The organism is Cupriavidus sp. UME77, from assembly GCF_014170355.1.
GTDB classification, from domain to species: domain Bacteria; phylum Pseudomonadota; class Gammaproteobacteria; order Burkholderiales; family Burkholderiaceae; genus Cupriavidus; species Cupriavidus basilensis.
In genome coordinates this window covers 302,293-326,806 of sequence record NZ_LZZU01000090.1, presented here as the reverse complement: position 1 = coordinate 326,806, position 24,514 = coordinate 302,293, and the positions used below count along the sequence as shown (strand labels likewise).

19 protein-coding genes, 1 tRNA gene and 1 pseudogene are annotated in these 24,514 nt (G+C 66.1%); 15 read left to right on the top strand and 6 right to left on the bottom strand.

The genetic code is table 11. From position 1 onward, the window contains the following. Window positions 1–12: 12 nt before the first annotated feature. Entirely contained in the window at window positions 13–789 is a 777-nt protein-coding gene (locus tag A9975_RS35200) for an ABC transporter ATP-binding protein (RefSeq protein ID WP_043349258.1), read from the top strand. 15 nt (window positions 790–804) lie between these two features. Beyond that, on the top strand, window positions 805–1,521 hold the full coding sequence (locus A9975_RS35195) for an ABC transporter ATP-binding protein (protein ID WP_043349255.1): 717 nt from the start codon (window positions 805–807) through the stop codon (window positions 1,519–1,521). A 109-nt stretch (window positions 1,522–1,630) separates the two neighbouring features. Here the strand turns inward: A9975_RS35195 and A9975_RS35190 are convergent, their stop codons facing one another. Both A9975_RS35190 and A9975_RS35185 read right to left on the bottom strand, forming a co-directional pair. Further along, complete coding sequence (locus A9975_RS35190; protein ID WP_174425535.1) at window positions 1,631–2,818, bottom strand: acetylornithine transaminase; 1,188 nt, start codon at window positions 2,816–2,818, stop codon at window positions 1,631–1,633. 265 nt (window positions 2,819–3,083) lie between these two features. Then, the gene (locus A9975_RS35185; protein WP_183036760.1) at window positions 3,084–4,157 is read right to left on the bottom strand and encodes a CDP-6-deoxy-delta-3,4-glucoseen reductase; all 1,074 of its coding nucleotides are present in this window, start codon (window positions 4,155–4,157) and stop codon (window positions 3,084–3,086) included. Window positions 4,158–4,166: 9 nt separating this feature from the next. On the opposite strand from A9975_RS35185, the gene A9975_RS35180 reads away from it, so the two are divergent. From A9975_RS35180 to hutG, 11 genes are all read left to right on the top strand, one after another. Continuing rightward, window positions 4,167–5,147, top strand: coding sequence for an NAD-dependent epimerase/dehydratase family protein (locus A9975_RS35180; RefSeq protein ID WP_183036759.1), 981 nt, complete (start codon window positions 4,167–4,169; stop codon window positions 5,145–5,147). A 455-nt stretch (window positions 5,148–5,602) separates the two neighbouring features. Then, window positions 5,603–6,574 carry an ABC transporter substrate-binding protein gene (locus tag A9975_RS35175; protein ID WP_183036758.1) on the top strand — a complete coding sequence of 324 codons (972 nt, stop codon included), beginning with the start codon at window positions 5,603–5,605 and terminating at the stop codon, window positions 6,572–6,574. Window positions 6,575–6,587: 13 nt separating this feature from the next. Beyond that, the gene (locus A9975_RS35170; RefSeq protein ID WP_183036757.1) at window positions 6,588–7,460 is read left to right on the top strand and encodes an ABC transporter permease; all 873 of its coding nucleotides are present in this window, start codon (window positions 6,588–6,590) and stop codon (window positions 7,458–7,460) included. Further along, window positions 7,457–8,236 carry an ABC transporter ATP-binding protein gene (locus A9975_RS35165; protein ID WP_183036756.1) on the top strand — a complete coding sequence of 260 codons (780 nt, stop codon included), beginning with the start codon at window positions 7,457–7,459 and terminating at the stop codon, window positions 8,234–8,236. The genes A9975_RS35170 and A9975_RS35165 overlap by 4 nt, the downstream gene beginning before the upstream one ends. Window positions 8,237–8,251: 15 nt before the next feature. Further along, window positions 8,252–9,025 carry a histidine utilization repressor gene (hutC, locus tag A9975_RS35160; protein WP_183036755.1) on the top strand — a complete coding sequence of 258 codons (774 nt, stop codon included), beginning with the start codon at window positions 8,252–8,254 and terminating at the stop codon, window positions 9,023–9,025. A 76-nt stretch (window positions 9,026–9,101) separates the two neighbouring features. Next, window positions 9,102–10,682: a histidine ammonia-lyase gene (gene hutH, locus A9975_RS35155; protein WP_150986033.1), complete on the top strand. Its 1,581-nt coding sequence runs from the start codon at window positions 9,102–9,104 to the stop codon at window positions 10,680–10,682. 276 nt (window positions 10,683–10,958) lie between these two features. Next, the gene (gene hutU, locus A9975_RS35150; protein ID WP_183036754.1) at window positions 10,959–12,680 is read left to right on the top strand and encodes a urocanate hydratase; all 1,722 of its coding nucleotides are present in this window, start codon (window positions 10,959–10,961) and stop codon (window positions 12,678–12,680) included. Next, complete coding sequence (locus A9975_RS35145; protein ID WP_183036753.1) at window positions 12,677–13,288, top strand: HutD family protein; 612 nt, start codon at window positions 12,677–12,679, stop codon at window positions 13,286–13,288. Before hutU ends, A9975_RS35145 begins: the two co-directional genes overlap by 4 nt. Continuing rightward, window positions 13,285–14,559 (top strand): imidazolonepropionase, encoded by a 1,275-nt coding sequence (gene hutI / locus A9975_RS35140; protein ID WP_183036752.1) that lies wholly within the window; start codon window positions 13,285–13,287, stop codon window positions 14,557–14,559. Before A9975_RS35145 ends, hutI begins: the two co-directional genes overlap by 4 nt. Next, window positions 14,556–15,956, top strand: coding sequence for a formimidoylglutamate deiminase (locus tag A9975_RS35135; protein WP_183036751.1), 1,401 nt, complete (start codon window positions 14,556–14,558; stop codon window positions 15,954–15,956). The genes hutI and A9975_RS35135 overlap by 4 nt, the downstream gene beginning before the upstream one ends. Window positions 15,957–16,056: 100 nt before the next feature. Next, window positions 16,057–16,872 carry an N-formylglutamate deformylase gene (gene hutG / locus A9975_RS35130; protein ID WP_183036750.1) on the top strand — a complete coding sequence of 272 codons (816 nt, stop codon included), beginning with the start codon at window positions 16,057–16,059 and terminating at the stop codon, window positions 16,870–16,872. 964 nt (window positions 16,873–17,836) lie between these two features. On the opposite strand, the gene A9975_RS35125 is transcribed toward hutG, so the two are convergent. The 3 genes and pseudogenes from A9975_RS35125 to A9975_RS35115 form a co-directional block, all read right to left on the bottom strand. After that, a complete protein-coding gene (locus A9975_RS35125) occupies window positions 17,837–18,910 on the bottom strand; it encodes an IS110 family transposase (RefSeq protein WP_174428788.1) in 1,074 nt (357 codons plus the stop codon). A 316-nt stretch (window positions 18,911–19,226) separates the two neighbouring features. Further along, entirely contained in the window at window positions 19,227–20,735 is a 1,509-nt protein-coding gene (gene cls / locus A9975_RS35120; protein WP_255504228.1) for a cardiolipin synthase, read from the bottom strand. A 119-nt stretch (window positions 20,736–20,854) separates the two neighbouring features. Beyond that, window positions 20,855–21,529 (bottom strand): annotated as a pseudogene (locus A9975_RS35115) (bifunctional aspartate transaminase/aspartate 4-decarboxylase); the annotation flags it as partial. 440 nt (window positions 21,530–21,969) lie between these two features. On the opposite strand from A9975_RS35115, the gene A9975_RS35110 reads away from it, so the two are divergent. After that, the gene (locus A9975_RS35110) at window positions 21,970–23,004 is read left to right on the top strand and encodes a patatin-like phospholipase family protein (protein WP_183036749.1); all 1,035 of its coding nucleotides are present in this window, start codon (window positions 21,970–21,972) and stop codon (window positions 23,002–23,004) included. A gap of 86 nt (window positions 23,005–23,090) precedes the next feature. Continuing rightward, window positions 23,091–23,996, top strand: coding sequence for an adenylate/guanylate cyclase domain-containing protein (locus tag A9975_RS35105; protein WP_183036748.1), 906 nt, complete (start codon window positions 23,091–23,093; stop codon window positions 23,994–23,996). 102 nt (window positions 23,997–24,098) lie between these two features. On the opposite strand, the gene A9975_RS35100 is transcribed toward A9975_RS35105, so the two are convergent. After that, a tRNA-Leu gene (locus A9975_RS35100) sits at window positions 24,099–24,183 on the bottom strand. Window positions 24,184–24,514: the final 331 nt, after the last annotated feature.

The window sequence follows — 24,514 nt, the reverse complement described above, 5'->3', positions numbered from 1 at the left end:
CAGGAGGACATCATGAGCAACGAGAATCTCCTCCTGTCGGTACAGGGGGTCAACAAGCGATTCGGCGGCCTGCAGGCATTGTCCGACGTGGGCCTGCAGATCAAGCCGGGCGAAATCTACGGCCTGATCGGTCCCAACGGGGCTGGCAAGACCACCTTCTTCAACGTGATTACCGGCCTGTACACACCGGACTCCGGCGAGTTCGTGCTGGGCGGCAAGGCCTACCAGCCGACCGCCGTGCACGAAGTTGCCAAGGCCGGCATTGCCCGCACCTTCCAGAACATCCGCCTGTTCGGCGAGATGACCGCGCTGGAAAACGTGATGGTGGGTCGCCATGTGCGCACCAAGGCCGGCCTCTTTGGCGCGGTGTTCCGCCCGCCTTCGGTCCGGCGCGAGGAGCACTCGGTGGAAGACTGGGCGCATGACCTGCTGGAGTACGTCGGCATCGGCAAGTACGCGCACTTCACCTCGCGCAACCTGTCCTACGGCCACCAGCGCCGCCTGGAGATCGCGCGGGCGCTGGCCACCGAGCCCAAGCTGCTGGCGCTCGATGAGCCCGCCGCTGGCATGAACGCCACCGAGAAGGTGGAACTGCGCGGCCTGCTCGACAAGATCCGCAGCGATGGCAAGACCATCCTGCTGATCGAGCACGACGTGAAGCTGGTGATGGGCCTGTGCAATCGCCTGACCGTGCTCGACTACGGCAAGGTCATCGCGCAGGGCCTGCCGCACGAAGTCCAGAGCAATCCAGCGGTGATCGAGGCTTACCTCGGTACCCCGGCGCACTGACGGGGGAAAGACACAATGAAAGAAACACTACTGAAGATATCCGGCCTGAAGGTCGCGTACGGCGGCATCCAGGCGGTCAAGGGCATCGACCTCGAGATCAAAGAAGGCGAACTGGTCACGCTGATTGGCGCCAACGGCGCTGGCAAGACCACCACCATGAAGGCCATCACCGGCCTGCAGGGATGGGCCGGCGGCGATGTGGAGTACATGGGCAAGTCCATCAAGGGGGTGCCGAGCTACACGCTGCTCAAGCAAGGGCTGGCGATGGTGCCGGAAGGGCGCGGGGTGTTTGCGCGCATGACCATTACCGAGAACCTGCAGATGGGCGCCTACACGCGCACCGACGAGGCCGGCATCAAGGCCGACATCGACCGCATGTTCGGTATCTTCCCGCGCCTGAAGGAGCGCGCCAACCAGCTGGCCGGCACCATGTCCGGCGGCGAACAGCAGATGCTGGCCATGGCGCGCGCGCTGATGAGCCAGCCTAAGCTGCTGCTGCTGGATGAGCCCTCGATGGGCCTGTCGCCGATCATGGTCGCGAAGATCTTCGAGGTGGTGCGCGACGTCTCCGCGCTGGGCGTGACCGTGCTGCTGGTGGAGCAGAACGCGCGGCTGGCGCTGCAGGCGGCGCACCGCGGCTATGTGATGGAGTCCGGCCTGGTCACGATGAGCGGCGACGCCAAGCAGATGCTGGACGATCCGAAGGTCCGCGCGGCGTATCTGGGCGAGTGATGTCGCCTGTGTGACGCTGCAGTTTGCTGCAAGGAAAAAGCCCCGCAAGCGATTTGCGGGGCTTTTTCCATGGTGCCTGGCCGGCGGCGCGCCGGCTTCAAGACGAGGCTCAGGCCAGCTTTTTCAGCAGCGTGCGCAGCATGCCGATCATCTGGTCGATTTCCTCGATGGTCACGTTCAGCGCGGGCATGAAGCGCAGCAGGTTGGGGCGCGGCGAGTTCAGCAGCAGGCCTTGCGGCTGCATGTCGCGCGCTTCTTCCACCAGTTGCGGGCCGATGTCCTTGTTCAGCACCAGTGCGCGCAGCAGGCCTTCGCCGCGCTCGCCACCCAGGCCGAACTCGGATGTCAGCGCCAGCAGCTGCTCGCGCAGGTAGGCGCCTTTGTCTTGCACGCTTTGCAGGAAGCCGGGCGCGGTCAGCTGCGAGATCACGGCGCTGCCAACGGCCGTCATCACCGGGTTGCCGTTGTAGGTGCCGCCCTGGTCGCCGGCTTCGAAGCTTGCGACCTCGGCCTTGCACAGCAGGGCTGCCAGCGGCACGCCGCCGCCAATGCCCTTGCCCAGCGTCATGATGTCCGGCTCCACGCCCGACAGTTCATAGGCGAACATGGTGCCGCAACGGCCGCAGCCGGTCTGCACTTCGTCGACGATGAACAGCAGCTTGTGCTGGTCGGCCAGCTTGCGCAGGCCTTGCATGAATTCGCGCGAGGCGGGGATCACGCCGCCTTCGCCCTGCACCGGCTCCAGCATGATGGCCACGGTCTTGTCGTTGATCAGCTTTTCGACCGAGGCCAGATCGTTCAGGTCGGCCTTGGGGAAGCCCGGCACCTGCGGCGCGAAGATGGTGTCCCAGCCGGCCTTGCCCGACGCGCTCATGGTGGCGAGCGTGCGGCCGTGGAAGCTGTGGTCCATGGTGATGATCTCGAACGCGCCGTTCTTGTGCTTACGGCCCCATTTGCGCGCCAGCTTGATCGCGCCCTCGTTGGCTTCCGCGCCGCTGTTGGCGAAGAACACCTTGTCGAAGCAGCTGGCATCGGTGAGCTGCCTGGCCAGCTTGAGCATGGGTTCGTTGTAGAACGCCGGGCTGGGGTTGAACAGCTTCTTCGACTGGTCGACCAGCGCATCGATCATGGCCTGGTTGGAGTGTCCCAGGCAGTTGACCGCCCAGCCCTGCACGAAGTCCAGGTATCGCTTGCCGTTATGGTCCGTGAGCCACGAGCCCTTGCCTTCGGTAAAGACGAGCTCGGGCCGGTTGGTGATGTACATCAGGGATTGGACGGGGTACTCAGCAAATGCCATGGCGGACTCCAGGGGTCGGCGTGAAACAGGGGAGAGGAGAGCAGAAAAACAAAAAGCCACGGGGATTGCCCGTGGCTTGTTGACCTGAACAGAAGCTATGGACGGTCAGCCGCGAGGCACCCCGGTGGGGAGCGACGTACGGTAGCTGCGTCGGTTGTTGATAGCGTAGTTCATGGCCGCCAATATAAGGGCCATGCGCCCGGCTGTCAAAACGAATTTTGGCGGGGCCGGGCATTGTTGTAGCTTGGCAGGGGCAGCGGGGCGCTCAGGCCGCCGGTGCCGGCGGTACCGAGCCTGCCGGATGCATGTCCGCTTCCGACGTGAACGAGTCGGCGAAGAAGGCATCCTCGTGCAGGTCGCAGCGCAGGGAAAAGTCCTTGCGCGCCGCATTGATCATCACCGGTGCGCCGCAGGCGTAGACCTCGAAGCCGGACAGGTCGGGATGGTCTTCCATCACGGCCTCGTGGACAAAGCCGGTGCGGCCGTCCCAGTCGTCGCTGTCCTGGGCGTTGGAGATCACCGGCACGTAGCGGAAGTTGGGCAGCTCGCGCGCCCATTGCTCGCACAGCGCGTGCATATAGAGATCGCGCGGGCGGCGTCCGCCCCAGTACAGCGTCATCGGGCGGGTGATGCCGGTGTAGACCGCGTGCTCGACGATGGCCTTGATCGGCGCGAAGCCGGTGCCTGAGGCCAGCAGGATGATGGGCTTGTCAGAGTCTTCACGCAGGAAGAAGCTGCCGAGCGGGCCTTCGAAGCGCAGGATGTCGCGCTCCTTCATTGCCGGCTGGCCCTCCCTGGCGCCAAACACGTAGTCGGTGAAGGTGCCGCCGGGCATGTGGCGGATGTGCAGCTCGATCGGGCCTTCCTGGTGCGGCGGCGTGGCGATGGAGTAGCTGCGGCGCTTGCCGTCGCGCAGCAGGAACTCGACATATTGGCCGGCCAGGAACTGCATGCGCTCGGTGGCGGGCAGCTGCAGGCGGGTCACGATGACATCCTCGGCCACGCGTTCCAGCGTGGCGACGCGGCACGGCACCTTCTTGATGGGGATGTCGCCGGCGCCTTGCACCTCGCGGCATTCGATGGTGATGTCCGAGGTGGGCTTGGCGCAGCAGAACAGCGCGCGGCCCTCGGTCTTTTCCTGCGCGGACAGCGCGGAAGCGGCATGGTCGCCCTGCTCGATGCCGCCAGCGGTGACACGGCCCTTGCAGGATCCGCATGCGCCGTTCTTGCAGCCGTAGGGCAGGCCAATGCTGTGGCGCAGGGCCGCGGTAAGGATGGTTTCATCCGCGGCCGCTTCGAACGTGCGGCCGCTGGGCATGACGGTAACTTGATAAGCCATAATCACTCTATGAGCAAAAATCTGTCGCGACGCCGCCTGGGTCGCCCGCGCCTACTCATCGTTGGCTGTGGGGATGTGGGCACACGTTGCCTGCGTATTCTATCGACGCGCTGGCGCGTCCTTGCCATCACTTCGCAGCCGTCCCGCCGCACTGAGCTGCGGGACAACGGCGCCGTGCCGCTGGTAGCCGACCTGGACCGGCCCGCCACGCTGGCGCGCCTGGCCGGGCTGGCCGACAGGGTGCTGCACCTGGTGCCGCCGCCGTCCCGCGGCGAGGGCGATCCCCGCACGCTGGCGCTGCTGCGCGCCTTGCGGCGTGGTGCTTGGCGGCGGTCCGCCGCACGGCCTGGCGGATGGTCTGCCAAGCCCGCTATTCTACCCGAGCGACGCTACGGCAGGTCCGGCCGTAGTGCCGCGCCGCCAGCGTTTGTCTATGCCAGCACCTCGGGCGTGTATGGCGACCGGGGCGGCGCCAGGCTGGCGGAATCGCACGCGGTGCGCCCGCAAACCGCGCGCGCACGGCGCCGCGTGGCGGCCGAGCAGTCCGTGCGGGACTTTGGCCGCCATGCCGGCTGGCGTGCTTCCATCGTGCGCATCCCCGGCATTTATGCCGAAGACCGGCTGCCGCTGGCCCGCCTGGCCAAGGGCACGCCGGCGCTGGCGCCGCAGGATGACGTCTATACCAACCACATCCATGCCCTGGACCTGGCCCGCGCCATGGTGGCGTCGCTGTTCCGCGGCCGCGCGCAGCGGGTGGTGCATGCCAGCGACGATTCGGAAATGCGCATGGCGGATTACTTCGACCTGGTGGCCGACCGCCGCGGCCTGCCCCGCCCGCCGCGCCTGGCTCGCGCGCAACTGCGCGAAGCCGTGGAGCCAACCTTGCTCAGCTTCATGAGCGAATCGCGCCGGCTGGAAAACACCCGTCTCAAACGCGAGCTGCGCCTGCGGCTGCGCTATCCCACCGTGACCTCCTTTTTCGACGCCTGAGTTCAGGTGCTCTCGGCGTCTCCCGGGAGCGCTTTCCTCCCGCAGCCCTGCGGCGGCCGGTGGCACGCCGCTTGCGTTGGTGTTGCCGCTCGATCCTGTATAGACAGCAAGTGACGCATTCAGCGTAACCGTGCGCGGATCTGGTGCGCGCAGGCGCAAGCGGCGAGGGCCGGATGCCCCGTCAGCGGGCATCGGCGGGCACCCGGCTTGAGCCCGTTTCGTCGCTGTTTTGTGCTCGTTTCGTGCCATTCCAGGCTCGGCGGCACGTAAGTGCCGGCCACGCCAGTTCTGCGCTTCGCCTCGGGTTAACTACTGCATTGACTTGTATATACAGGGTTGCTAAATTGCCTGGCAAATGACCGGCGCCGCAAGTACGGCGCCGCCCGAGCCGGGCGGTCCGGCCGCCGCCAACGCTGGCGGGGCCCCGTTCGCATCACACCAAAGGAGCCAGGAAGATGGGATTTCGTATCCGTAGCGGTAAGTCGCTAGCCGTCGCCGTAGCAGCAGTCGTCGCCACGCTGGGTACCGCGGGCACCGCGCAAGCGCAAGCCACGCAGGTCACGCTGGGCATGAGCGGCTGGACCGGCTTCGCGCCGCTGACGCTGGCTGACAAGGCCGGCATCTTCAAGAAGCATGGTGTCGACGTCGACATCAAGATGATTCCGCAGAAGGACCGTCACCTGGCACTTGCCGCGGGCGCCATCCAGTGTGCTGCCACCACGGTCGAGACCCATGTGGCCTGGAACGCCAACGGCGTGCCCATCACCCAGATCGTGCAGCTCGACAAGTCCTACGGCGCCGACGGTCTCGCCGTGCGCGGCGACGTGAAAGGCTTCGCCGACCTCAAGGGCAAGACCGTCGGCGTGGACGCGCCGGGCACCGCGCCTTACTTCGGCCTGGCCTGGATGCTCAAGAAGAACGGCATGAGCCTGAAGGATGTGAAGACCACCACGCTGTCGCCGCAAGCCGCCGCGCAGGCCTTCGTCTCGGGCCAGAACGATGCGGCCATGACGTATGAGCCGTACCTGTCGTCGGTGCGCCAGAACCCGGACAAGGGCAAGATCCTCGCCACCACGCTGGACTACCCGATGGTGATGGACACGCTGGGCTGCGCGCCCAAGTGGCTCAAGGACAATCCCAAGGCCGCGCAAGCGCTGGTGGACAGCTACTTCGAAGCGCTCGACATGATCAAGCAGGACCCGGCCAAGGCAAACGACATCATGGGCGCGGCGGTCAAGCAAAGCGGCGAGCAGTTCGCCAAGTCATCGGCCTACCTGCGCTGGCAGGATCGTGACGCCAACCGTAAATTCTTCAGCGGCGAGCTGGCCAGCTTCAGCAAGGAAGCGGCGCAGGTGCTGCTCGATATCGGCGTGATTCGCCAGGTGCCGGACGTCACGGCCCTGTACGACGCGCGCTTCATCAAGTAACGAGGTCGGTGCCATGACGCAGGTTCACATTGGTTCGCCCGCCGCTGGTGCGGCTACAACGCCCGCTCCCGCCACGGTGACTCGGGCGGCCATGCGCCGGCATCCCTGGCTGGCGCCGCTGGCGCCGGTCACCCAGCGCGCGCGCTGGGTCCTGGGCTTGTCGTTCTTCGTGGTGTTTTTTGCCGTGTGGGCGGCGGTGACCCTGGGCGGCATGGTGCCGCGCACCTTCCTGGCCGACCCGATGACCATGGCCCATGAAGGTGTGTTGCTGTTTACCGAGTACAACTTCATCGGCGACATCGGCATGACGGTATGGCGCGTGCTGGGCGGCTTCGTGCTGGCCGCTGTGCTGGCCGTGCCGCTGGGCATCTTCATGGGCGCGTACAAGGCGGCGGAGGCGTTCTTCGAGCCCTTCGTCTCGTTTTGCCGCTACCTGCCGGCGTCGGCCTTTATTCCGCTGCTGATCCTGTGGGCCGGCATCGGCGAAGCGCAGAAGGTGCTGGTGATATTTATCGGCTCGTTCTTCCAGATCGTGCTGATGGTGGCGGTGACGGTAGGCGCCGCGCGGCGCGACCTGGTGGAGGCGGCCTACACGCTGGGCGCCAACAGCAGCGGCATCGTGCGGCGCGTGCTGATCCCGGGCGCCGCGCCGGAGATCGCCGAGATCCTGCGCCTGGTGCTGGGCTGGGCCTGGACCTATGTCATCGTGGCCGAGCTGATCGGCTCGTCGTCCGGCATCGGCCATATGATCACCGACAGCCAGGCGCTGCTCAACACCGGGCAGATCATCTTCGGCATCATCGTGATCGGTTGCATCGGCCTGGTCTCCGACCTGGCTTTCAAGCTGGCCAACCAGCGCCTGTTCCCGTGGAGTTCGATCAAATGAGCGCGCTGTCCATCCAGCAGGTCTCGCGTACCTTCGTCAATCCGCGCGGCGGCCAGACCCTGGCTCTGCAGCCGACCGATTTTGAAGTGGCGGACAACGACTTCGTCACCATCCTCGGCCCCTCGGGCTGTGGCAAGTCCACGCTGCTGCGCATCGTCGCCGGGCTGGATACGCCCACCACCGGGCGCGTGCTGCTCGACGGGCAGGAAGTCACGGGTCCGGGCGCGGAGCGCGGCATGGTGTTCCAGTCGTACACGCTGTTCCCGTGGCTGACCATCGAGCAGAACGTGCGCTTTGGCCTGCGCGAGCGCGGCATGAGCGAGGCCGACCAGCGCGAGCGCAGCGACTTCTTTATCCAGCGCGTGGGCCTGCGCGGCTTCGAGCATCATTTTCCCAAGCAGCTCTCGGGCGGCATGCAGCAGCGCACGGCCATTGCCCGGGCGCTGGCCAACGACCCCAAGATCCTGCTGCTGGACGAGCCCTTCGGCGCGCTGGACAACCAGACCCGCGTGCTGATGCAGGAACTGCTGCTGGGCATCTGGGAAGCCTCGCGCAAGACGGTCCTGTTCGTCACGCACGATATCGACGAGGCCATCTTCATGGCCAACCGCGTGGCCGTGTTCTCGGCGCGGCCTGGCCGCATCAAGCGCACCATCGATGTGGATTTTCCGCATCCGCGCCACTACACCATCAAGACCTCGCCGGCGTTCTCGGAACTCAAGGCGGTGCTGACCGAGGAAATCCGCGCCGAGGCCATGGCCAGCGCCGAGCACTGAGTTGCCAACCAAGCCATGAAAGCTGCCACCGCCAACCGCCGGGGCGTTCCCGATGCCACTCCCGCCGCGCTCTACCAGCAGGTGAAGGAGTACATCGCGCGCCATATCCAGAGCCGCGCGTGGCAGCCGGGCGACCGCGTGCCCTCCGAGCAGGAGCTGGTCACCCGCTTTGGCGTATCGCGCATGACGGTGAACCGCGCGCTGCGCGAGCTGGCCGAGCAGGGCCGGGTGGTGCGCGTGGCTGGCGTGGGCACCTTCGTGGCGGAGCACAAGCCGCAGTCGACGCTGCTCAACGTGGTCAACCTGCAGGACGAGATCCGCATGCGCGGGCACGACTACGCTTGCGACGTCATGGTGGTGGAACGCGTGGCTGCCTCCATCGAGGTAGCGGCCGCGCTGGATCTGCGCACCGGTGAATCGGTGTTCCACTCCGTGTGCGTGCACCGGGAGGACGGCGTGCCGGTGCAGCTCGAAGACCGCTATGTGAACCCGCGCGTCGCGCCGGACTTCATCAACCAGGATTTCGTCGCCGCCGATGCGGTGAAGCCGGGCGAATACCTGCTGCGCCACGTGCCCTACGACCAGATCGAACACGTGGTCGATGCCATCTCCGCTACGGCGGAGCAGGCCACCCAACTGGAAATGCCGGCTACCCAGCCGTGCCTGCTGCTGACCCGCCGCACCTGGACGGGCGGCACCCCCGTGACCTTTGTACGTTGCCTGCACCCAGGCAACCGTTACCGCCTAGGCAGCCGATTCCGCGCCGATGGCAACCCGGCCTTCGGCTGAACCCGCCAAGGGCCGTTAGTTTTTTCAGATCCACCAGCCAACGCACGAACCCGGCTGTATAGACAGGGACATACAAATGAGCGCCACCCAAGCCAACCAAACTTCCCGCCCGCTGCTGACCTTGCAGCCCGGCTCCGTCACGCTGGCCGACCTGCGCCGCATCCATCGCGGCGAAGTGAGCCTGGCGATGGATGAATCCGCGTGGGCTGGCGTGCGCGCGTCCCAGGCCACCGTGCAGGACATCATCGACGCCGATGCGGTGGTCTACGGCATCAACACCGGCTTTGGCAAGCTGGCGCAAACGCGCATCCCGCATGACAAGCTGGCGGAGCTGCAGCGCAACCTGGTGCTGTCGCACAGCGTGGGCACCGGCGCGGACCTGAACAGTGACACCGTGCGGCTGATCCTGGCGATCAAGGCCGTGAGCCTGGCGCGCGGCCATTCCGGCATCCGCCCAGAAATCATCGAGGCGCTGCTGGCGCTGGCCAACTCGGGCGTCACGCCGTGCATTCCGGCCAAGGGCTCGGTGGGCGCGTCGGGCGATCTCGCGCCGCTGGCGCATATGTCGTGCACGCTGATCGGCGTGGGCGACGTGATGATCGACGGCGTGCGCCGCCCGGCCGCCGAAGGGCTGGCCCGCGCGGGCCTGGCGCCTTTCACGCTGGGCCCCAAGGAAGGGCTGGCGCTGCTCAACGGCACGCAGGTTTCCACCGCGCTGGCGCTGGCGGGCCTGTTTGCCGCCGAAGACATCTTCGCTGCCGGGCTGGTGGCGGGCGCGCTGTCGCTCGAAGCCATCAAGGGCTCGGTCAAGCCGTTCGACGCGCGCATCCACGCCGCGCGCGGCCAGGCCGGCCAGATTGCCGTGGCCGGCGCCGTGCGCGCGCTGCTTGATGGCAGCAAGATCGTGGACTCGCACGTGAGCTGCGGCCGCGTGCAGGACCCGTACTCCATCCGCTGCCAGCCGCAGGTGATGGGTGCCTGCCTGGACAACCTGCAACATGCAGCGCGCGTGCTGCAGATCGAGGCTAACGCCGCGTCGGACAATCCGCTGGTGTTCCCGGAGCAGGGCGATGTGATCTCGGGCGGCAACTTCCACGCCGAGCCGGTGGCGTTTGCCGCCGACATCATCGCGCTGGCCATCGCCGAGATCGGCGCGATCTCCGAGCGCCGCCTCGCGCTGCTGCTCGATTCCGGCCTGTCCGGCCTGCCGCCGTTCCTGGTGCGCGACGGCGGCCTGCATTCGGGCTTCATGATCGCGCAGGTCACTGCCGCCGCGCTGGCGTCCGAGAACAAGTCGCTGGCGCATCCTGCCAGCGTGGACAGCTTGCCGACGTCGGCCAATCAGGAGGACCATGTGTCGATGGCCACCTACGGCGCGCGCCGCCTGGGCGATATGGCAGAGAACACCGCCGTGGTGGTCGGCATCGAAGCCATGGCCGCCGCGCAGGGCATCGAGTTCCACCGCCCGCTGGAATCCTCGCCGCTGATCGAGACCGAGATCGCACGCATTCGCGAGCGCGTGGCCTTTGTGGAAGGCGACCGCTACTTCGCACCGGATATCGAGGCGATGAAGCAGTGGGTGCAGCAGGGCGATGCGGGTGCCGGCTGGCCCGAGTCGGTGCGCCAGGTGCTGCCGTCGCAGGTGGGCGTGGCTTAAGCCGCCGGGCTGAAGAAAACAATTGGCTTCGCTTCAAGTGGCTCCTAGCCAAACCGCCCCTCTCCCCAACCCTCTCCCCGTGAGGGAGAGGGAGTGACAGCCGTCGTCATTCCAGATGGCTTTGGCGCATCGTGCCGGCTTCGGCCAATGCCGCCGGGTTACTCCCCTCTCCCGCTTGCGGGAGAGGGGCAGGGGGAGAGGGCGGGCGCCAACAGATGCGACGTACTACAAATCACCGCAGTGCAGGGTTGAACCCAACACGCAGGAGAACCAGACATGAACGCCAACGAACACCAATTCACCAAAGCGGCACCTCTGCGCGGCCAGCGCGAGATCCGCGCGCCGCGCGGCACCGAGCTGCACTGCAAGAACTGGCTGATCGAAGCCGCCTACCGCATGCTCCAGAACAACCTGGATCCCGACGTGGCCGAGCGCCCGCAGGACCTGGTGGTGTACGGCGGCATCGGCAAGGCGGCGCGCAACTGGGAATGCTTCGACGCCATCCTCGACAGCCTGCGCAACCTGGGCGAGGAGGAATCGCTGCTGGTGCAATCCGGCAAGCCGGTGGGCGTGTTTCGCACCCATGCCGACGCGCCGCGCGTGCTGATTGCCAACTCCAACCTGGTGCCGCACTGGGCCACCTGGGACAAGTTCAACGAGCTGGACCGCGCCGGCCTGATGATGTACGGCCAGATGACAGCCGGCTCGTGGATCTATATCGGCACGCAGGGCATCGTGCAGGGCACCTTTGAAACCTTTGTCGAAGCCGGCCGCCAGCACTACAACAACGATCTCACCGGCAAGTGGATCCTCACCGCAGGTCTCGGCGGCATGGGCGGCGCGCAGACGCTGGCCGGCGTGCTGGCCGGCGCGTGCGTGCTGGCGATCGAGTGCCAGGAGTCGCGTATCGACTTCCGCCTGCGCACGCGCTATGTCGACAAGAAGGCCACCAGCGTCGACGAAGCGCTGGCCATGATCGAAGAAGCCACGCGCAACAAGCAAGCCATCTCCGTCGGCCTGCTCGGCAACGCTGCCGAGATCATGCCGGAGCTGGTCAAACGCGCGCAGGCCGGCGGCATGCGCCCGGACATCGTCACCGACCAGACCTCGGCGCATGACCTGGTCAACGGCTACCTGCCGGCGGGCTGGACCGTGGCGCAGTGGGAAGCCGCGCGCACGGCTGATCCCAAGTCGGTCGAGGCCGCCGCCAGGGCTTCCATCGTCAAGCACGTGCAGGCCATGCTGGCCTTCCAGCAAATGGGCGTGCCCACGCTGGACTACGGCAACAACATCCGTCAGGTCGCCTTTGACGAGGGCGTGGCCAATGCCTTTGATTTTCCCGGCTTTGTGCCGGCGTATATCCGCCCGCTGTTTTGCCGAGGCAAGGGCCCGTTCCGCTGGGTTGCGCTATCGGGCGACCCCGAGGATATCTACAAGACCGATGCCAAGATGAAGGAGCTGTTCCCCGAAGACGCGCACCTGCACCGCTGGCTTGACATGGCGCGCGAGCGCATCGCCTTCCAGGGCCTGCCCGCGCGCATCTGCTGGGTGGGGCTGGACGAGCGCCACCGCGCGGGGCTGGCCTTCAACGAGATGGTGAAGAACGGCGAGCTGAAAGCGCCGATCGTGATCGGCCGCGACCACCTGGATTGCGGCTCGGTTGCCAGCCCCAACCGCGAGACCGAAGCCATGCGCGACGGCTCCGATGCGGTGTCCGACTGGCCGCTGCTCAACGCGCTGCTCAACACCGCGGGCGGTGCCACGTGGGTCAGCCTGCATCACGGCGGCGGCGTGGGCATGGGCTTCTCGCAGCATTCGGGCGTGGTGATCGTCTGCGACGGCACCGACGCCGCGGCCAGGCGCATCGAACGCGTGTTGTGGAACGACCCGGCCACCGGCGTGATGCGCCACGCCGATGCCGGCTACCAAAGCGCGATCGACTGCGCCCATGAGAAGGGCCTGAACCTGCCGATGGTGCCGAAGGCGGCAGGCGCATGAACGGCGTCGAACGTTTCTCGCTCGGCGCGCTGGCTGCGCAGCCCTGGAAGAACGGCGGCGGCGTCACCCGCGAGATCGCGGCGTGGCCGCCGGGCGCCGGCATGGACGCATTCCTGTGGCGCGTGAGCGTGGCCGACATCGCCGCCGATGGGCCGTTCTCCGCCTTTCCCGGCATCGATCGCCAGATCGTGCTGCTGGACGGCGCGGGCGTACGCCTGCTGGCTGACGATGGCAGCTTCGATCATCGCCTCGATACCGTGGGCGAGCCCTTTGCCTTTGCCGGCGAGCGCGGCGTGCAGGCCACGCTGCTGGATGGCGCCACGCGCGACTTCAATGTGATGACGCGGCGCGGCCAGTGCCGCGCGAGCGTGGTCGCGGCGCGCGACGAGTTCACGATCGCGCCCGGCGCGCATGTGGTGTTGTTGTTTGTGGTTGAGGGGGCATGGCGCCACGGCGTTGCCGGGCAGGGCGGTCAAGCCGTGCTGGCGAGCGACGACGGCATGCTGTTTGCCGAAGGCGTAGCGGTGCCATATCGCCTGCAGGCGATGTCGGAGCCCGCGCTTTGCCTGTGCGTCACCCTGGAACTGGAGTTGGAGAACCCGCAATGAACCTGAACACGGCCCAGGCCGCCGTTACCCCTTTGTCCGCCGACGGCGTCTGGCATCGCTGCCACCTGCTGCCCGACGGGGATCCCGCCAAGGCCATCCGTGACGCCGCGCTGGTCGTGCAGCAAGGCCGCATCGCGTGGCTCGGCGCGCAGGCAGCGCTGCCGCAGGGGTACGCCGCGCTGCCGCGCCATGACGCGGGCAACGCGTGGATCACGCCGGGCCTGGTCGACTGCCATACCCACCTGGTGTACGGCGGGCAGCGCGCCGACGAATTCGCCATGCGCCTGGCCGGCGCAGGCTATGAGGAAATCGCGCGCGCCGGCGGCGGCATTGTCTCCACCGTGCGCGCCACCCGCGCCGCCGATGAAGACACGCTGTTCGCGCTGGCCGCCGCGCGTCTCGCGCCGCTGCTGGCCGAAGGCGTGACCACGCTGGAGATCAAGTCCGGCTACGGCCTGGACCTCGCCAGCGAGCGCAAGCAGCTGCGCGTGGCGCGCCGCCTGGGCGAGGCCTTCGGCGTGACGGTGCACACCACCTTCCTTGGCGCGCATGCGCTGCCGCCGGAATACGCGGGCCGCGCCGACGACTACATCACGCTGGTGTGCGAAACCATGATGCCCGCGCTGGCCGAAGAGGGCCTCATCGACGCGGTGGACGCCTTCTGCGAGTCCGTGGGCTTCAGCCTGGCGCAGACCGAGCGCGTGTTCCAGGCCGCCGAGCGCCACGGCTTGCGCGTCAAGCTGCACGCCGAGCAACTCAGCAACCTGGGTGGCGCCGCGCTGGCTGCGCGTTACCGCGCGCTGTCGGCCGATCACCTGGAACATCTCGATGAGGCCGGCGTCGCTGCCATGGCCGAGTCGGGCACGGTAGCGGTCCTGCTGCCGGGCGCCTATTATTTCCTGCGTGACACCAACCTGCCGCCGATCGACCTGCTGCGCCGGCATGGCGTGCCGATGGCGATCTCCACCGATCACAATCCCGGTACGTCACCCGTCACTTCGCTGCTGCTGATGATGAATATGGCGTGCACCTTGTTCAGGCTGACCGTGCCCGAAGTGCTGGCAGGCGTCACCACGCACGCCGCGCGCGCGCTGGGCGCTGGCGACCGGCACGGCTTGCTGGCCGCCGGGCGCGCCGCCGATTTCGTGCTGTGGAATATCGATTCGCCGGCCGAGCTGGCGTACTGGTTCGGGCGCAATCCCGCTGCCGCCGTGGTGCGCCAGGGCAAGGTCTATCCCGCTGCCACGCCAGCGCAAGGAGTGCGGCCATGAGCGCCGGAAGCCTGTTCGCCACGCAGGCCTTGCTGCCCACGGGCTGGGCCAGCGATGTACTGCTGGCCTGGGACGACGCTGGCGCATTCACGACGGTGCAGGCCGGCGCGAAACCCGCCGTGGACGTGCCGCGCGCCGCCGGACCGCTGTTGCCGGGCATGCCCAATCTGCATTCGCATGCGTTCCAGCGCGGCTTTGCCGGGTTGACCGAGTTCCGCAGTGAGACGCTGGCCGACGGCCAGGAGAGCGATTCCTTCTGGAGCTGGCGCAAGCTGATGTACCGCTTTGCGCTGCGGCTTTCGCCCGATACGCTGGAAGCCATCGCCACGCAGCTCTATATCGAGATGCTGCGCGCGGGCTACACCAGCGTTTGCGAATTCCACTACGTGCATCACGACACGGACGGCAAGCCTTATGCCGACCCCGCCGAGATGTCGCTGCGCCTGCTGCGCGCCGCGAGCACCGCCGGCATCGGCATCACGCTGCTGCCGGTGCTGTACCAGACGGCCGGCTTCGGCGACAAGCCCGCGGTGCCGGATCAGCGCCGCTTCCTGCATGAGACGCACGCCATGCTCGACTTGATTGGCCGGCTGGCACCGCAATGCCATGGCCAGGCTCGCCTGGGACTTGCCCCGCACTCGCTGCGCGCGGTGCCGCCGCGCAGCCTTGCCGACGCCGTGGCGGGCTTGCACGCGCTGGATGCAACCGCGCCAGTGCACATCCATATCGCCGAGCAGCAGCGCGAGGTCGACGAGTGCATCACGCTCACGGGCACACGCCCGGTGGCATGGCTGCTCGACCATGCCGAGGTGGACGCGCGCTGGTGCCTGGTGCATGCCACGCACCTGGACTGGGACGAGCGGCGGCGGCTGGCGCACAGCGGCGCGGTGGCCGGCATCTGCCCGACCACCGAGGCCAACCTGGGCGATGGGGTATTCGATGCCGCGCCCTACCTGGGGCAGGGCGGTGTCTGGGGCATCGGCTCGGACAGCCACGCCAGCGTCAGCGTGGTGGAAGAGCTGCGGCTGTTCGAGTACGGCCAGCGGCTGGCGCTGCAAAAGCGCAATGTGCTGGCTTCGGACGCGCACAAGCAGGTGGCGGACCGCCTTTACCTCGATGCCGCCTTTGGCGGCGCGCGCGCGTCGGGCCGGGATATCGGCGCGATTGCCGTCGGGCAGCAGGCGGATTTCGTCGTGCTGGACGGGGCGCATCCCGCGCTCTCGGGTTTGTCGGGCAGCCAGGCGCTGGCGGTCCATGTGTTCACCAACCATGGGCATGAGACACTAGCGGAAGTCCGCACGGCGGGCCACACGCGCGTGCAGCATGGTATGCATGCCTTGCAGGCCGACGCCGGCAAGCGCTTTGCCGCCGCGCGCGCCAGCCTGCTGACTGACTAAAACCCGGCGCACCACGCGGCCTGACGCTTGACGCTACAAGCTTCAGGCCCGCATTGATGGGCACTGCGCCTTTATGTTGCAAAGTAGCAAACAAGAAAACATGGCCTTCTCGACCGATACCCCCGCTTTCACCCTGCATCGCGGCACGCGCCCGATGCTGGTGTCGATGCCGCACGTCGGCACCCACCTGCCGGCCTCCGTGTCCGACCGGCTGACCGCCGAGGCACGCACCGTGCCCGATACTGACTGGCACCTCGAGCGCCTGTACGATTTCGCGCGCGAGCTCGGCGCCTCCATCCTGGTGGCCACCCACTCGCGCTACGTGGTGGACCTGAACCGCCCGCCCGACAACGCCAATCTCTACCCCGGCCAGGACACCACCGGCCTGTGCCCGGTCGATACTTTCGACAAGACGCCGATCTACGCCGACGCCAGCAGCCTGCCCGCCGACGACGAAATCGCCGCGCGCCGCGACGCCATCTGGCATCCGTACCACGGCGCGCTCGCCGGGGAACTGGCCCGCTTGCGTGCCGAGCACGGTACCGTGGCGCTGTGGGACGCGCATTCGATCCGCTCGGTGCTGCCGCGCTTTTTCGAGGGCAAGCTGACCGACTTCAACCTGGGCACCGCCAATGGCGCCAGCTGCGACGCCGCGCTGGCCAACCAGCTGCTGGATATCGCTGGCGCGTTGCCTGGCTATACGTCGGTGCTCAACGGGCGTTTCAAGGGCGGCTATATCACGCGGCAGTACGGGGCGCCAGCGCAGGGCGTGCATGCCGTGCAGCTGGAGTTGACGCAGTCGGCCTATATGAGCGAGACCTATCCCTTTGCTTATGACGAAGCGCGGGCAACGCGTATCCAGCCTACGCTGAAGACGATGCTGGAGACGGTGTTGGGGTACGTGGAGGCGCGTTAAGGTTGCTGGCCCCGCTGACGCGGGGGGTGTCTCTTGCGCTTCTGTGGGCGGGGTTTTACTGCTTCTAGCTGCTGTCGCGGCTGTGCGGTGTTGGCCGTTTACGCACGTGTGAGATGTCACTTCTCTTTACTCGTAAAGAGAAGTAACCAAGAGAAAGCGATCCTTGCAGGAGGCTGGCTTGTCGGGGTTGCGTAGCCCGGTGGTTTCGTCGTCAGGCCCTGGGTTTTAATAGCCTCGTGCCGTTACCGGTTCAAAGGACCACTATTCAGCAAATGACGCTGGTTTCGCGGTGAGGCTGCTCGGTAGCGGCATCCCTGCTCATTCACGCATCTGCCGGTACCGGCTCGAAGTGCCACGATATATCACGCTGTGATGGTTTCGGGGTGGGGTGGGCGCGGCGAAGAAGTTCTTGGTCCTATCCATTCGGTGCCACCGCGCCCACGACGGAAACGGGACGCTTGCAACTTCGTGGCCAGTCACTCCGCGAGCGACAGACGGCTTGAAGTTCGTGGTGGCCGCTACCGGGGGGACCACCACGAATCCTTGGACATTGGCTGCGTCGTGGTGGTCTAAACTGGTAACGGCACGAGTCCATTAGCACCCGGGGCTGTACGACGAAACCATTGGGGCTCCCAATGACGCCACGCCAGCCTCCTGCAAGGATCGCTTTCTTTTGGTTACTTATATGAACGCGCCCCGGTTTGCCAGGTAAATCATCTCATGATGCTCGGCGAGGATTTGGTTGCAGCCTTATATCCGGCCTCATGCAGGTCAAGCCTGCGGGCCCGTATGGAATTCGCCAAGAACGGCCCTCGTCTTTTCAGCGTGCTCGAAGCACTAGTAACCGATCAGGGTCTCGTTCTTGCGGTCCAACCTGTCTTGCCATCACTTCACGTCTACCCGCGCAACCTGCTAGTCGAATTCAATTAACCTGCTTCAATAGCCGCAGCTAGGGCTGCTGTGCCTACGGTTTTGGTAGGCGCAGATGCCCTAGCGCGGAATCCGTCATTTGCCTGGCCCGCTCCGCTTTCTTCAACTCATGCTCTCTTTCATACGGCTCCTTGCCCCTCAGCACCGCCCAGGCAATTCTCGCCGCCTTGTTCGCCATTGCCACCACCGTCACGTTGGTCGGGCGTCGGCGTGCCAGTTGGTCGCACCAGGCCCCTTTGTCCTTGGCCCTGAACAGCACTGCCCTGGCACCGTGGATCAGCAGCATGCGCAGGTAACAGTCTCCGCGTTTGCTAATCGCTCCCAGTTGCACCTTGCCCCCAGTGCCACGCTGGCGCGGCACCAGCCCCAGGTAGGCCGACAGTTGCCGCCCCGATTCGAAGCCCTGCGCATCGCCGATTGTCGCTAGCAGCGCCGTGGCCGTGAGCATGCCAATCCCCGGAATCGCCATCAGTTGCTCGCACGCCGGCTGCGTTTGGGACCAGGCCTTGATCTGTCCTTCCAACTGCTCAATGCCTTTGTCTAGCCGGCCGATCAGCTCGAACTGTTCGCGCAACGCCTCGAAGACCCTCGCCGGCACGTCTTCCTCCACTTCCGCCAGGCGCTCGCGCATCTCCGCCAGGCCCGCCTGACGCCCCCTCTTGAAGCTCAAACCAAACTCGTAGAGCGCACCGCGCAAGGCATTGATCATCATGGTGCGCATCTTGATGTGCTGCTCTCGCATCCGATGCAACACCAGCGTGGCCTGCTGCTCCACTGTCTTCGGTGTCACTGTCGGCATGCCCGGCTGTTGCGCCGCCGTCCAGATCGCGCGCGCATCTGCGGCGTCAGTCTTGTTCGTTTGCACGAACGGGCGGACGTATTTCGCGTGCAGCAGCTTCACCTCATAGCCCATCTCGAGGAGCTTGCGGGCCCACCAGTGCCCACTGCCGCAGGCCTCCAGCGCCACGCGTCCTTTGTGCTGAGCTAGAAACTCGATCAGCTTTTGACGCTGGAATCGCCGGTTGTGAATCTCGCCAGTCTCAGGGTCAACCCAGTACAGCTGGAACACATGCTTTGCAATATCCAGCCCAAATGTCATAGCATTCATTTCGGGTCCCTCCGTTCCTGTAGTGGTGGTGACATCTTCCACTCTGGCACATTGCGATGCCGTTCGGCCTGGAGGGACCCCCCACTCATCAGACTCTTTTCTGCCCGCCCCACACTACCGTCTCGCCACCTCGCGCTCCACTGCGGGGGGCGGAGCGCGTTCATACCATCTTTTCTTTACGAGTAAAGAAAAGTGACATCTCACACGTTCCAAAACGGCCAACACCGTACAGCCGCGCCAGCAGCTAGAAGCAGTAAAACCCCGCCCACTAGAGACAACCCCCGCGTCAGCGGGGCCACTGGCCGCGTTCTCACACCTACAGCAACGAATCCGCCAACCGGCAAAGATTCTGCCAGGTCCGCGTATGCAGCGGCCGCCGCTGCCAAACCGCCCGCACCACCGTCTCACTATTGGCCAGATACCGCTGCTGGATCCGCCGCATGCGCGCCACCACATCACGGTCATAGATCACCAGCGCGGCCTCGGCATTGAGCGCGAACGACCGGATATCCATGTTGGTCGATCCCACCATGGCAACTTCGTCGTCAATGGTGACGTGCTTGGCATGCAGGAAGGCGGGGCGGTACAAGTGGATCTGCACCCCCGAGTCCAGCAGCACGCCGAAGTAAGCCTCTTGCGCGGCCTGCGTGAAGCGCTGGTCGATCCGTTGCGACAACACCAGGTGCACCGCCACGCCACGGTAGCAAGCCAGGTGCAGCGCTTGCAGGAACGCTTCATCCGGCACGAAGTAGGGCGTGGTGATGACCACTTCGCTGCGCGCGCGGTGGATCATGCTGATCAGCGCCATCTGCGCGTTCTGCGTGCCGTAGCCAGGGCCGCTGGGCAGCATCTGCGCGATGTGCGGGCCTTGCGCCTCCATGGGCGGGAAGCTGTCGAGGTCGAAGTTGCCGTCGCCGGTTTCCAGGTAGCGGTCGGCCAGGAAGACCGCTTGCAGCTCCGCCACCACTGGCCCGGTCACGCGTGCCACCAGTTCTTCATTGGGCAGTCCAGGCATCGACTCGGCATCGATCACGTTTTGCGAGCCGATATAGCCAATGCTGCCGTCCACCACCAGGATCTTGCGGTGATTGCGCAAGTCGAAGCGCGCGCTCTTGCCTTTGAGCACCGCCATCAGCGAGCGCATGGGCAGGGCCTGCACCACCTCCACGCCGCCGTCGCGCAGCGTATCGGCAAACATGCGCCAGCCCGCGCGCGCGCCCAGCGCATCCACCAGCAGGCGGCAGCGCACGCCTCGCGCGCTGGCTCGCAGCAGGGCGTCGGTAAAGGCGCGGCCGGTCGCGTCCGCGGCGTAGATGTAGACCAGCAGATGGACCTGGTGCCTGGCGCCGTCGATATCGGCAATCATTGCTGCTACCGTCGCGTCATAGTCGTCGAGCAGCGCCACGGCATTGCCGCGCATCGGCGAGTAGGAGCCGAGCCGCTCGATCAGCCCGGCCGCGTCGGCGGCAACGGCGGCGGGCAGCGGCTGCAATGGCGCGAAGCGCGCCACCCGGTCACGCACGTTTGCGATGCCCTGGTTGATGCGGGCCAGCTTCAGGCGGCGCGACTTGGGATAGTAGATGCGGCCGAACAGCGCATAGAGCACCAGCCCCAGCCATGGCAGGAAGAAGATCAGCAGCAGCCAGGTGCGCGCCGCCGCCGGGGCGCGGCGCTGCGGCACGTAGACCAGCATGGCCAGGCGGATCGCCCATTCCGCCAGTGTGAACAGCGAGGGCCACCACCAGGAAAAGCCCACCGGCATGGCGCTTTGCAGCGAGGCGAGCCAGGACGCAGGCAGGGGGGTAGCTAGAAGGGAAGGGGACATGCGGCTCGGTGCCTCGGCGGCGGTTTGGCGGACCGCCCACCATACCAGAGCCGTGCGTGGGGGCGCGTGTCAGGCAGATGCCGGGCCATGCCGGCATCTGCCCGTCACAAGCCGTTGGCTTACTTCTTCGTCACGTCCTTGCGCGCCTTGCTGCCCGTGGCCTTGTTGTACTGCTCCACGTACTCCTCGAACAGCTTGCGGATCGAACGGCCGATCTTCACGTAGTCCGATTCGTTGAGGTTGGCCAGCGACACGCGCCCGGAGGGATGGCGCGTGCCAAAGCCGCGGCCCGGCAGGAGCACCACGCCCGCTTCCTCGGCGAGGCGGAACAGCAGCTCCACTGGCTCGGCGGAGGTGAGTACCCATTTGACGAAGTCCGGGCCGATGGCCTTGCCGCCAAGCTGCTCGATGTCGAGCAGCGTGTAGTAGTCCACGGCATTGGGGTCATCGTTGTCCGGCGCAATGCCGATCTCGCGGTACAGCGCCGCCTTGCGGCTGCGGATCAGGCGCTTCATCGCGGCCTTGTACTCGTCATGCGTGTCCATCAGCGAGAACAGCGAGAACAGCACCATCTGCACCTGCTGCGGCGTGGACAGCCCGGCCGTGTGGTTCAGCGCCACGGTGCGGCTGTCGGCGACCAGGCGGTCGATGAACTTGAGCTTGTCCGGCTCGGTGGTGATGGAGTTGTAGCGCGTGTGCAGGCCGTCGTGCTGGGGCTTGGGCAGCTTGGCGATCAGCGCGTCGAAGACGTTGTCCTGGTGCGTGGCGATGACGCCGAGGCGCCAGCCTGTTGCGGCGATGCGTCGATGATTGGTCGAGCGCATCGCACAATCGGGCCGCATCTTTCATCAAAGCGGGGGCGATCCGGAGCTACAGTGACGGCATTCCTCCAATAACGAGATGGGAGATGCCCATGCTTTTCGCCCTGACTTTCGGGCTTGTGCCCCTGGCCGCCGACTGAGCGCGCGCGGGCAATGCCGCGCTGCCGCATCGCGCGCTGGTGCCTGACCTGAGCGAACTGATGTTTGAGTGGGTGCGACCAGGCGCCGATTTGTACCCGATCAGCCCCTTGTGTCCCGAGCTGCCAGTCGGACGGCGAAGCCAGGCAACGCGCTGGTTTGCGCCGGTTGTCCGCCCGCATGCACTACGCTGCAACCACAGGGAGCCGGAAGGCCAGCACGGGCCGAGCTGCCCGGGCTGGGCGATGCCAGAGGCACGCAAACAGGAGGCGACCATGCAAGCCACGCAACCCCCCGCGATCCGCCGCATCAACATCGCGTTGCAAGGGGGCGGCACCCATGGGGCATTCAGCTGGGGCGTGCTGGACCGGCTGCTGGAAGACAGGCGCATCGGCATCGATGGCATCAGCGGCACCAGTGCCGGCGCCGTCAACGCCACCGTGCTCGCCTACGGCCTGGCAAGCGGTGGGCCGGAGGGCGCGCGGCAGGCCCTGGAGACGTGCTGGCGCAAGGTGTCCGACTGCGCGAAGCTGAGTCCCCTGCAACCTACCTGGCTGGACCGGTTGATGGGCGCTGGCGGCAATATGGAGATGTCGCCGGCGTGGATGATGTTCGACCATCTCACGCGCTTTTACTCGCCTTACCAGCTCAATCCTTGCAATCTCAACCCGCTGCAGAACCTCCTGGATGAGACCATCGATTTCGAGGTGCTGCGCCGCAGCAAGAGCGTCAAGCTGTTCCTGTGCGCAACCAATGTGCTGCGCGGGCGCATCCGCGTGTTCAGCACTGGCGAGATCTGCGCCAAGGCCGTGATGGCTTCGGCCTGCCTGCCGACGCTGTTCCAGGCTGTGGAGATCGACGGCGAGTATTACTGGGACGGCGGTTATATGGGCAACCCGCCGATCTATCCGCTGATCTATGAGACCGACAGCCGCGATGTGCTGATCATCCGCCTCAACCCGATCCATATTCCTCAGGTGCCTGTTACGGCACGCGAAATCCTGGACCGTATCAACACGCTCAGCTTTAACTCCTCGTTGATGCGGGAGATGCGCGCCATCGAGTTCATTACCCGGCTGATCGACGAAGGCGCGCTCGACCCGGCGCGCTACCGCCGCATGCTGATCCACGGCATCGATGCCGAAGCCGAGATGGCACGGCTGGGCGCGCCCAGCAAGTTCAAGGCGGACTGGGCCTTCCTGCGCAGCCTGTTCACGCTCGGGCGCGAGCGCGCCGACGCCTGGCTCGCGGCAAACTTCGAGGCACTCGGCCAGCGCTCATCGATCGATATCGCTGAAACATTCCTTTGAGCGTGCGGCCGCGTACTACCATCAGTGCAGGGCGCCATGCGAGGCGCGCGGCGAGCGAACAAGTTGAGGTGCATATTGAGGTGCATATGGACCGGGAATCGAGGCCTGCGATGTCCGACGGTGACGGTTCCGTACTGTTCGCGGATGTCAGCAGCAGCACCAAGCTGTATGAAAAGGCCGGCAACACAGCGGCCTTCGGCGCAATCGGGCAGTGCATTGCCCTGATGAAGTCCTGCTCGTCGGCGCAGCAAGGCCGCGTGGTGAAGACCATCGGCGATGAAGTCATGGCGGTGTTCCCCTGCGCCGAGAATGCCATGCAGGCTGCACTCGACATGCAGATGGCGATTGCAGCGCTGCCGCCCGTATCCGGCATCCCCATGTCCATCCATATCGGCTTTCACCACGGCCCGCTCCTGCATGATGCATCGGGCGACGTGTTCGGCGACACGGTGAACCTTGCCGCGCGCCTCACCAAGCTCGCATCGCAGGGGCAGATCATCACCAGCAAGGACGCCGTGGCGCATCTGCCGGCAGGCCTGCGCCAGGCGATGCGCTACCTCTACCCGATACAGGTGCGCGGCAAGGACGTGCCCGTGGAGTTGTTCGAAGCGATATGGCAGCAGAACGCCGAGTTGACCATTCTGGCCGACGTCAGCCAGCGCGCGATCCGCCCCGCGCTGCTAACGCTGCGGTATCGGGAGATGGAGGTCCGCATGAACGGCGCCTCGCCGCCGGTCACGCTAGGGCGCGACGCCGCGATGACGATCGTCGTTGCGGATCCGCAGACATCGCGGTTCCACGCCATGATCGAGTTCCGCGCCGGCAAGTACATGCTGATCGACAGAAGCGCGAACGGTACGCATGTCGCCATCGACGGTGATGACGAAATCATCCTGCGCCGCGATGAAGTTGCGCTAAGAGGGCACGGCTGGATTACGTTTGGGCAGTCGATGGCTGGCGCCGGGGAGCGGGTTGAGTTCTTTCCGGCTTAGCTTTGGGCCAGCACGCCGTACGGAACATAAACGCGTGGTGAAGCTGCGCTCGCCCTTGGGCGTATGCGTATCTGTAGCTACTTGTTTCTTTGGGAAAGATAGTGGTGCCCGGGGTCGGACTCGAACCGACACGCCTTGCGGCGGGGGATTTTGAGTCCCCTGCGTCTACCTGTTTCACCACCCGGGCTGAGTGGGTGCTGGCGGAATTGCCGGGAGTCCGGCGTACCAGCACGGTGCTGAGCCGGGAATTATGCCGCAAATCCTGCCAGGCCACAACTGGCTCCGGTAGCGGGTCCCCAACGCGCCCCATCCGCAGCCCTGGCGCCTCCGCTTGTCCCGCGTCGCCCGGCTGCGATCGCTAGCTGTTGACGCCGGGGCGCGGGGAACCTGGCCATGGAGCCAAGGCTTGCCGCAGCGGCGCGATATCCGGGAAGTTGTCGATATCTGGCGCCGTGCGAACTGGCTAGCATGCTTGCAGCCGTGGCGCTGCCCGGTCTCTCTCATCCACCCCGGAGCCA

Coding starts and splice junctions, on each gene's coding strand:
- A9975_RS35200 (WP_043349258.1), top strand. CDS start 13: ATGAGCAACGAGAATCTCCTCCTGTCGGTACAGGGGGTCAACAAGCGA.
- A9975_RS35195 (WP_043349255.1), top strand. CDS start 805: ATGAAAGAAACACTACTGAAGATATCCGGCCTGAAGGTCGCGTACGGC.
- A9975_RS35190 (WP_174425535.1), bottom strand. CDS start 2,818: ATGGCATTTGCTGAGTACCCCGTCCAATCCCTGATGTACATCACCAAC.
- A9975_RS35185 (WP_183036760.1), bottom strand. CDS start 4,157: ATGGCTTATCAAGTTACCGTCATGCCCAGCGGCCGCACGTTCGAAGCG.
- A9975_RS35180 (WP_183036759.1), top strand. CDS start 4,167: ATGAGCAAAAATCTGTCGCGACGCCGCCTGGGTCGCCCGCGCCTACTC.
- A9975_RS35175 (WP_183036758.1), top strand. CDS start 5,603: ATGGGATTTCGTATCCGTAGCGGTAAGTCGCTAGCCGTCGCCGTAGCA.
- A9975_RS35170 (WP_183036757.1), top strand. CDS start 6,588: ATGACGCAGGTTCACATTGGTTCGCCCGCCGCTGGTGCGGCTACAACG.
- A9975_RS35165 (WP_183036756.1), top strand. CDS start 7,457: ATGAGCGCGCTGTCCATCCAGCAGGTCTCGCGTACCTTCGTCAATCCG.
- hutC (WP_183036755.1), top strand. CDS start 8,252: ATGAAAGCTGCCACCGCCAACCGCCGGGGCGTTCCCGATGCCACTCCC.
- hutH (WP_150986033.1), top strand. CDS start 9,102: ATGAGCGCCACCCAAGCCAACCAAACTTCCCGCCCGCTGCTGACCTTG.
- hutU (WP_183036754.1), top strand. CDS start 10,959: ATGAACGCCAACGAACACCAATTCACCAAAGCGGCACCTCTGCGCGGC.
- A9975_RS35145 (WP_183036753.1), top strand. CDS start 12,677: ATGAACGGCGTCGAACGTTTCTCGCTCGGCGCGCTGGCTGCGCAGCCC.
- hutI (WP_183036752.1), top strand. CDS start 13,285: ATGAACCTGAACACGGCCCAGGCCGCCGTTACCCCTTTGTCCGCCGAC.
- A9975_RS35135 (WP_183036751.1), top strand. CDS start 14,556: ATGAGCGCCGGAAGCCTGTTCGCCACGCAGGCCTTGCTGCCCACGGGC.
- hutG (WP_183036750.1), top strand. CDS start 16,057: ATGGCCTTCTCGACCGATACCCCCGCTTTCACCCTGCATCGCGGCACG.
- A9975_RS35125 (WP_174428788.1), bottom strand. CDS start 18,910: ATGAATGCTATGACATTTGGGCTGGATATTGCAAAGCATGTGTTCCAG.
- cls (WP_255504228.1), bottom strand. CDS start 20,735: ATGTCCCCTTCCCTTCTAGCTACCCCCCTGCCTGCGTCCTGGCTCGCC.
- A9975_RS35110 (WP_183036749.1), top strand. CDS start 21,970: ATGCAAGCCACGCAACCCCCCGCGATCCGCCGCATCAACATCGCGTTG.
- A9975_RS35105 (WP_183036748.1), top strand. CDS start 23,091: ATGGACCGGGAATCGAGGCCTGCGATGTCCGACGGTGACGGTTCCGTA.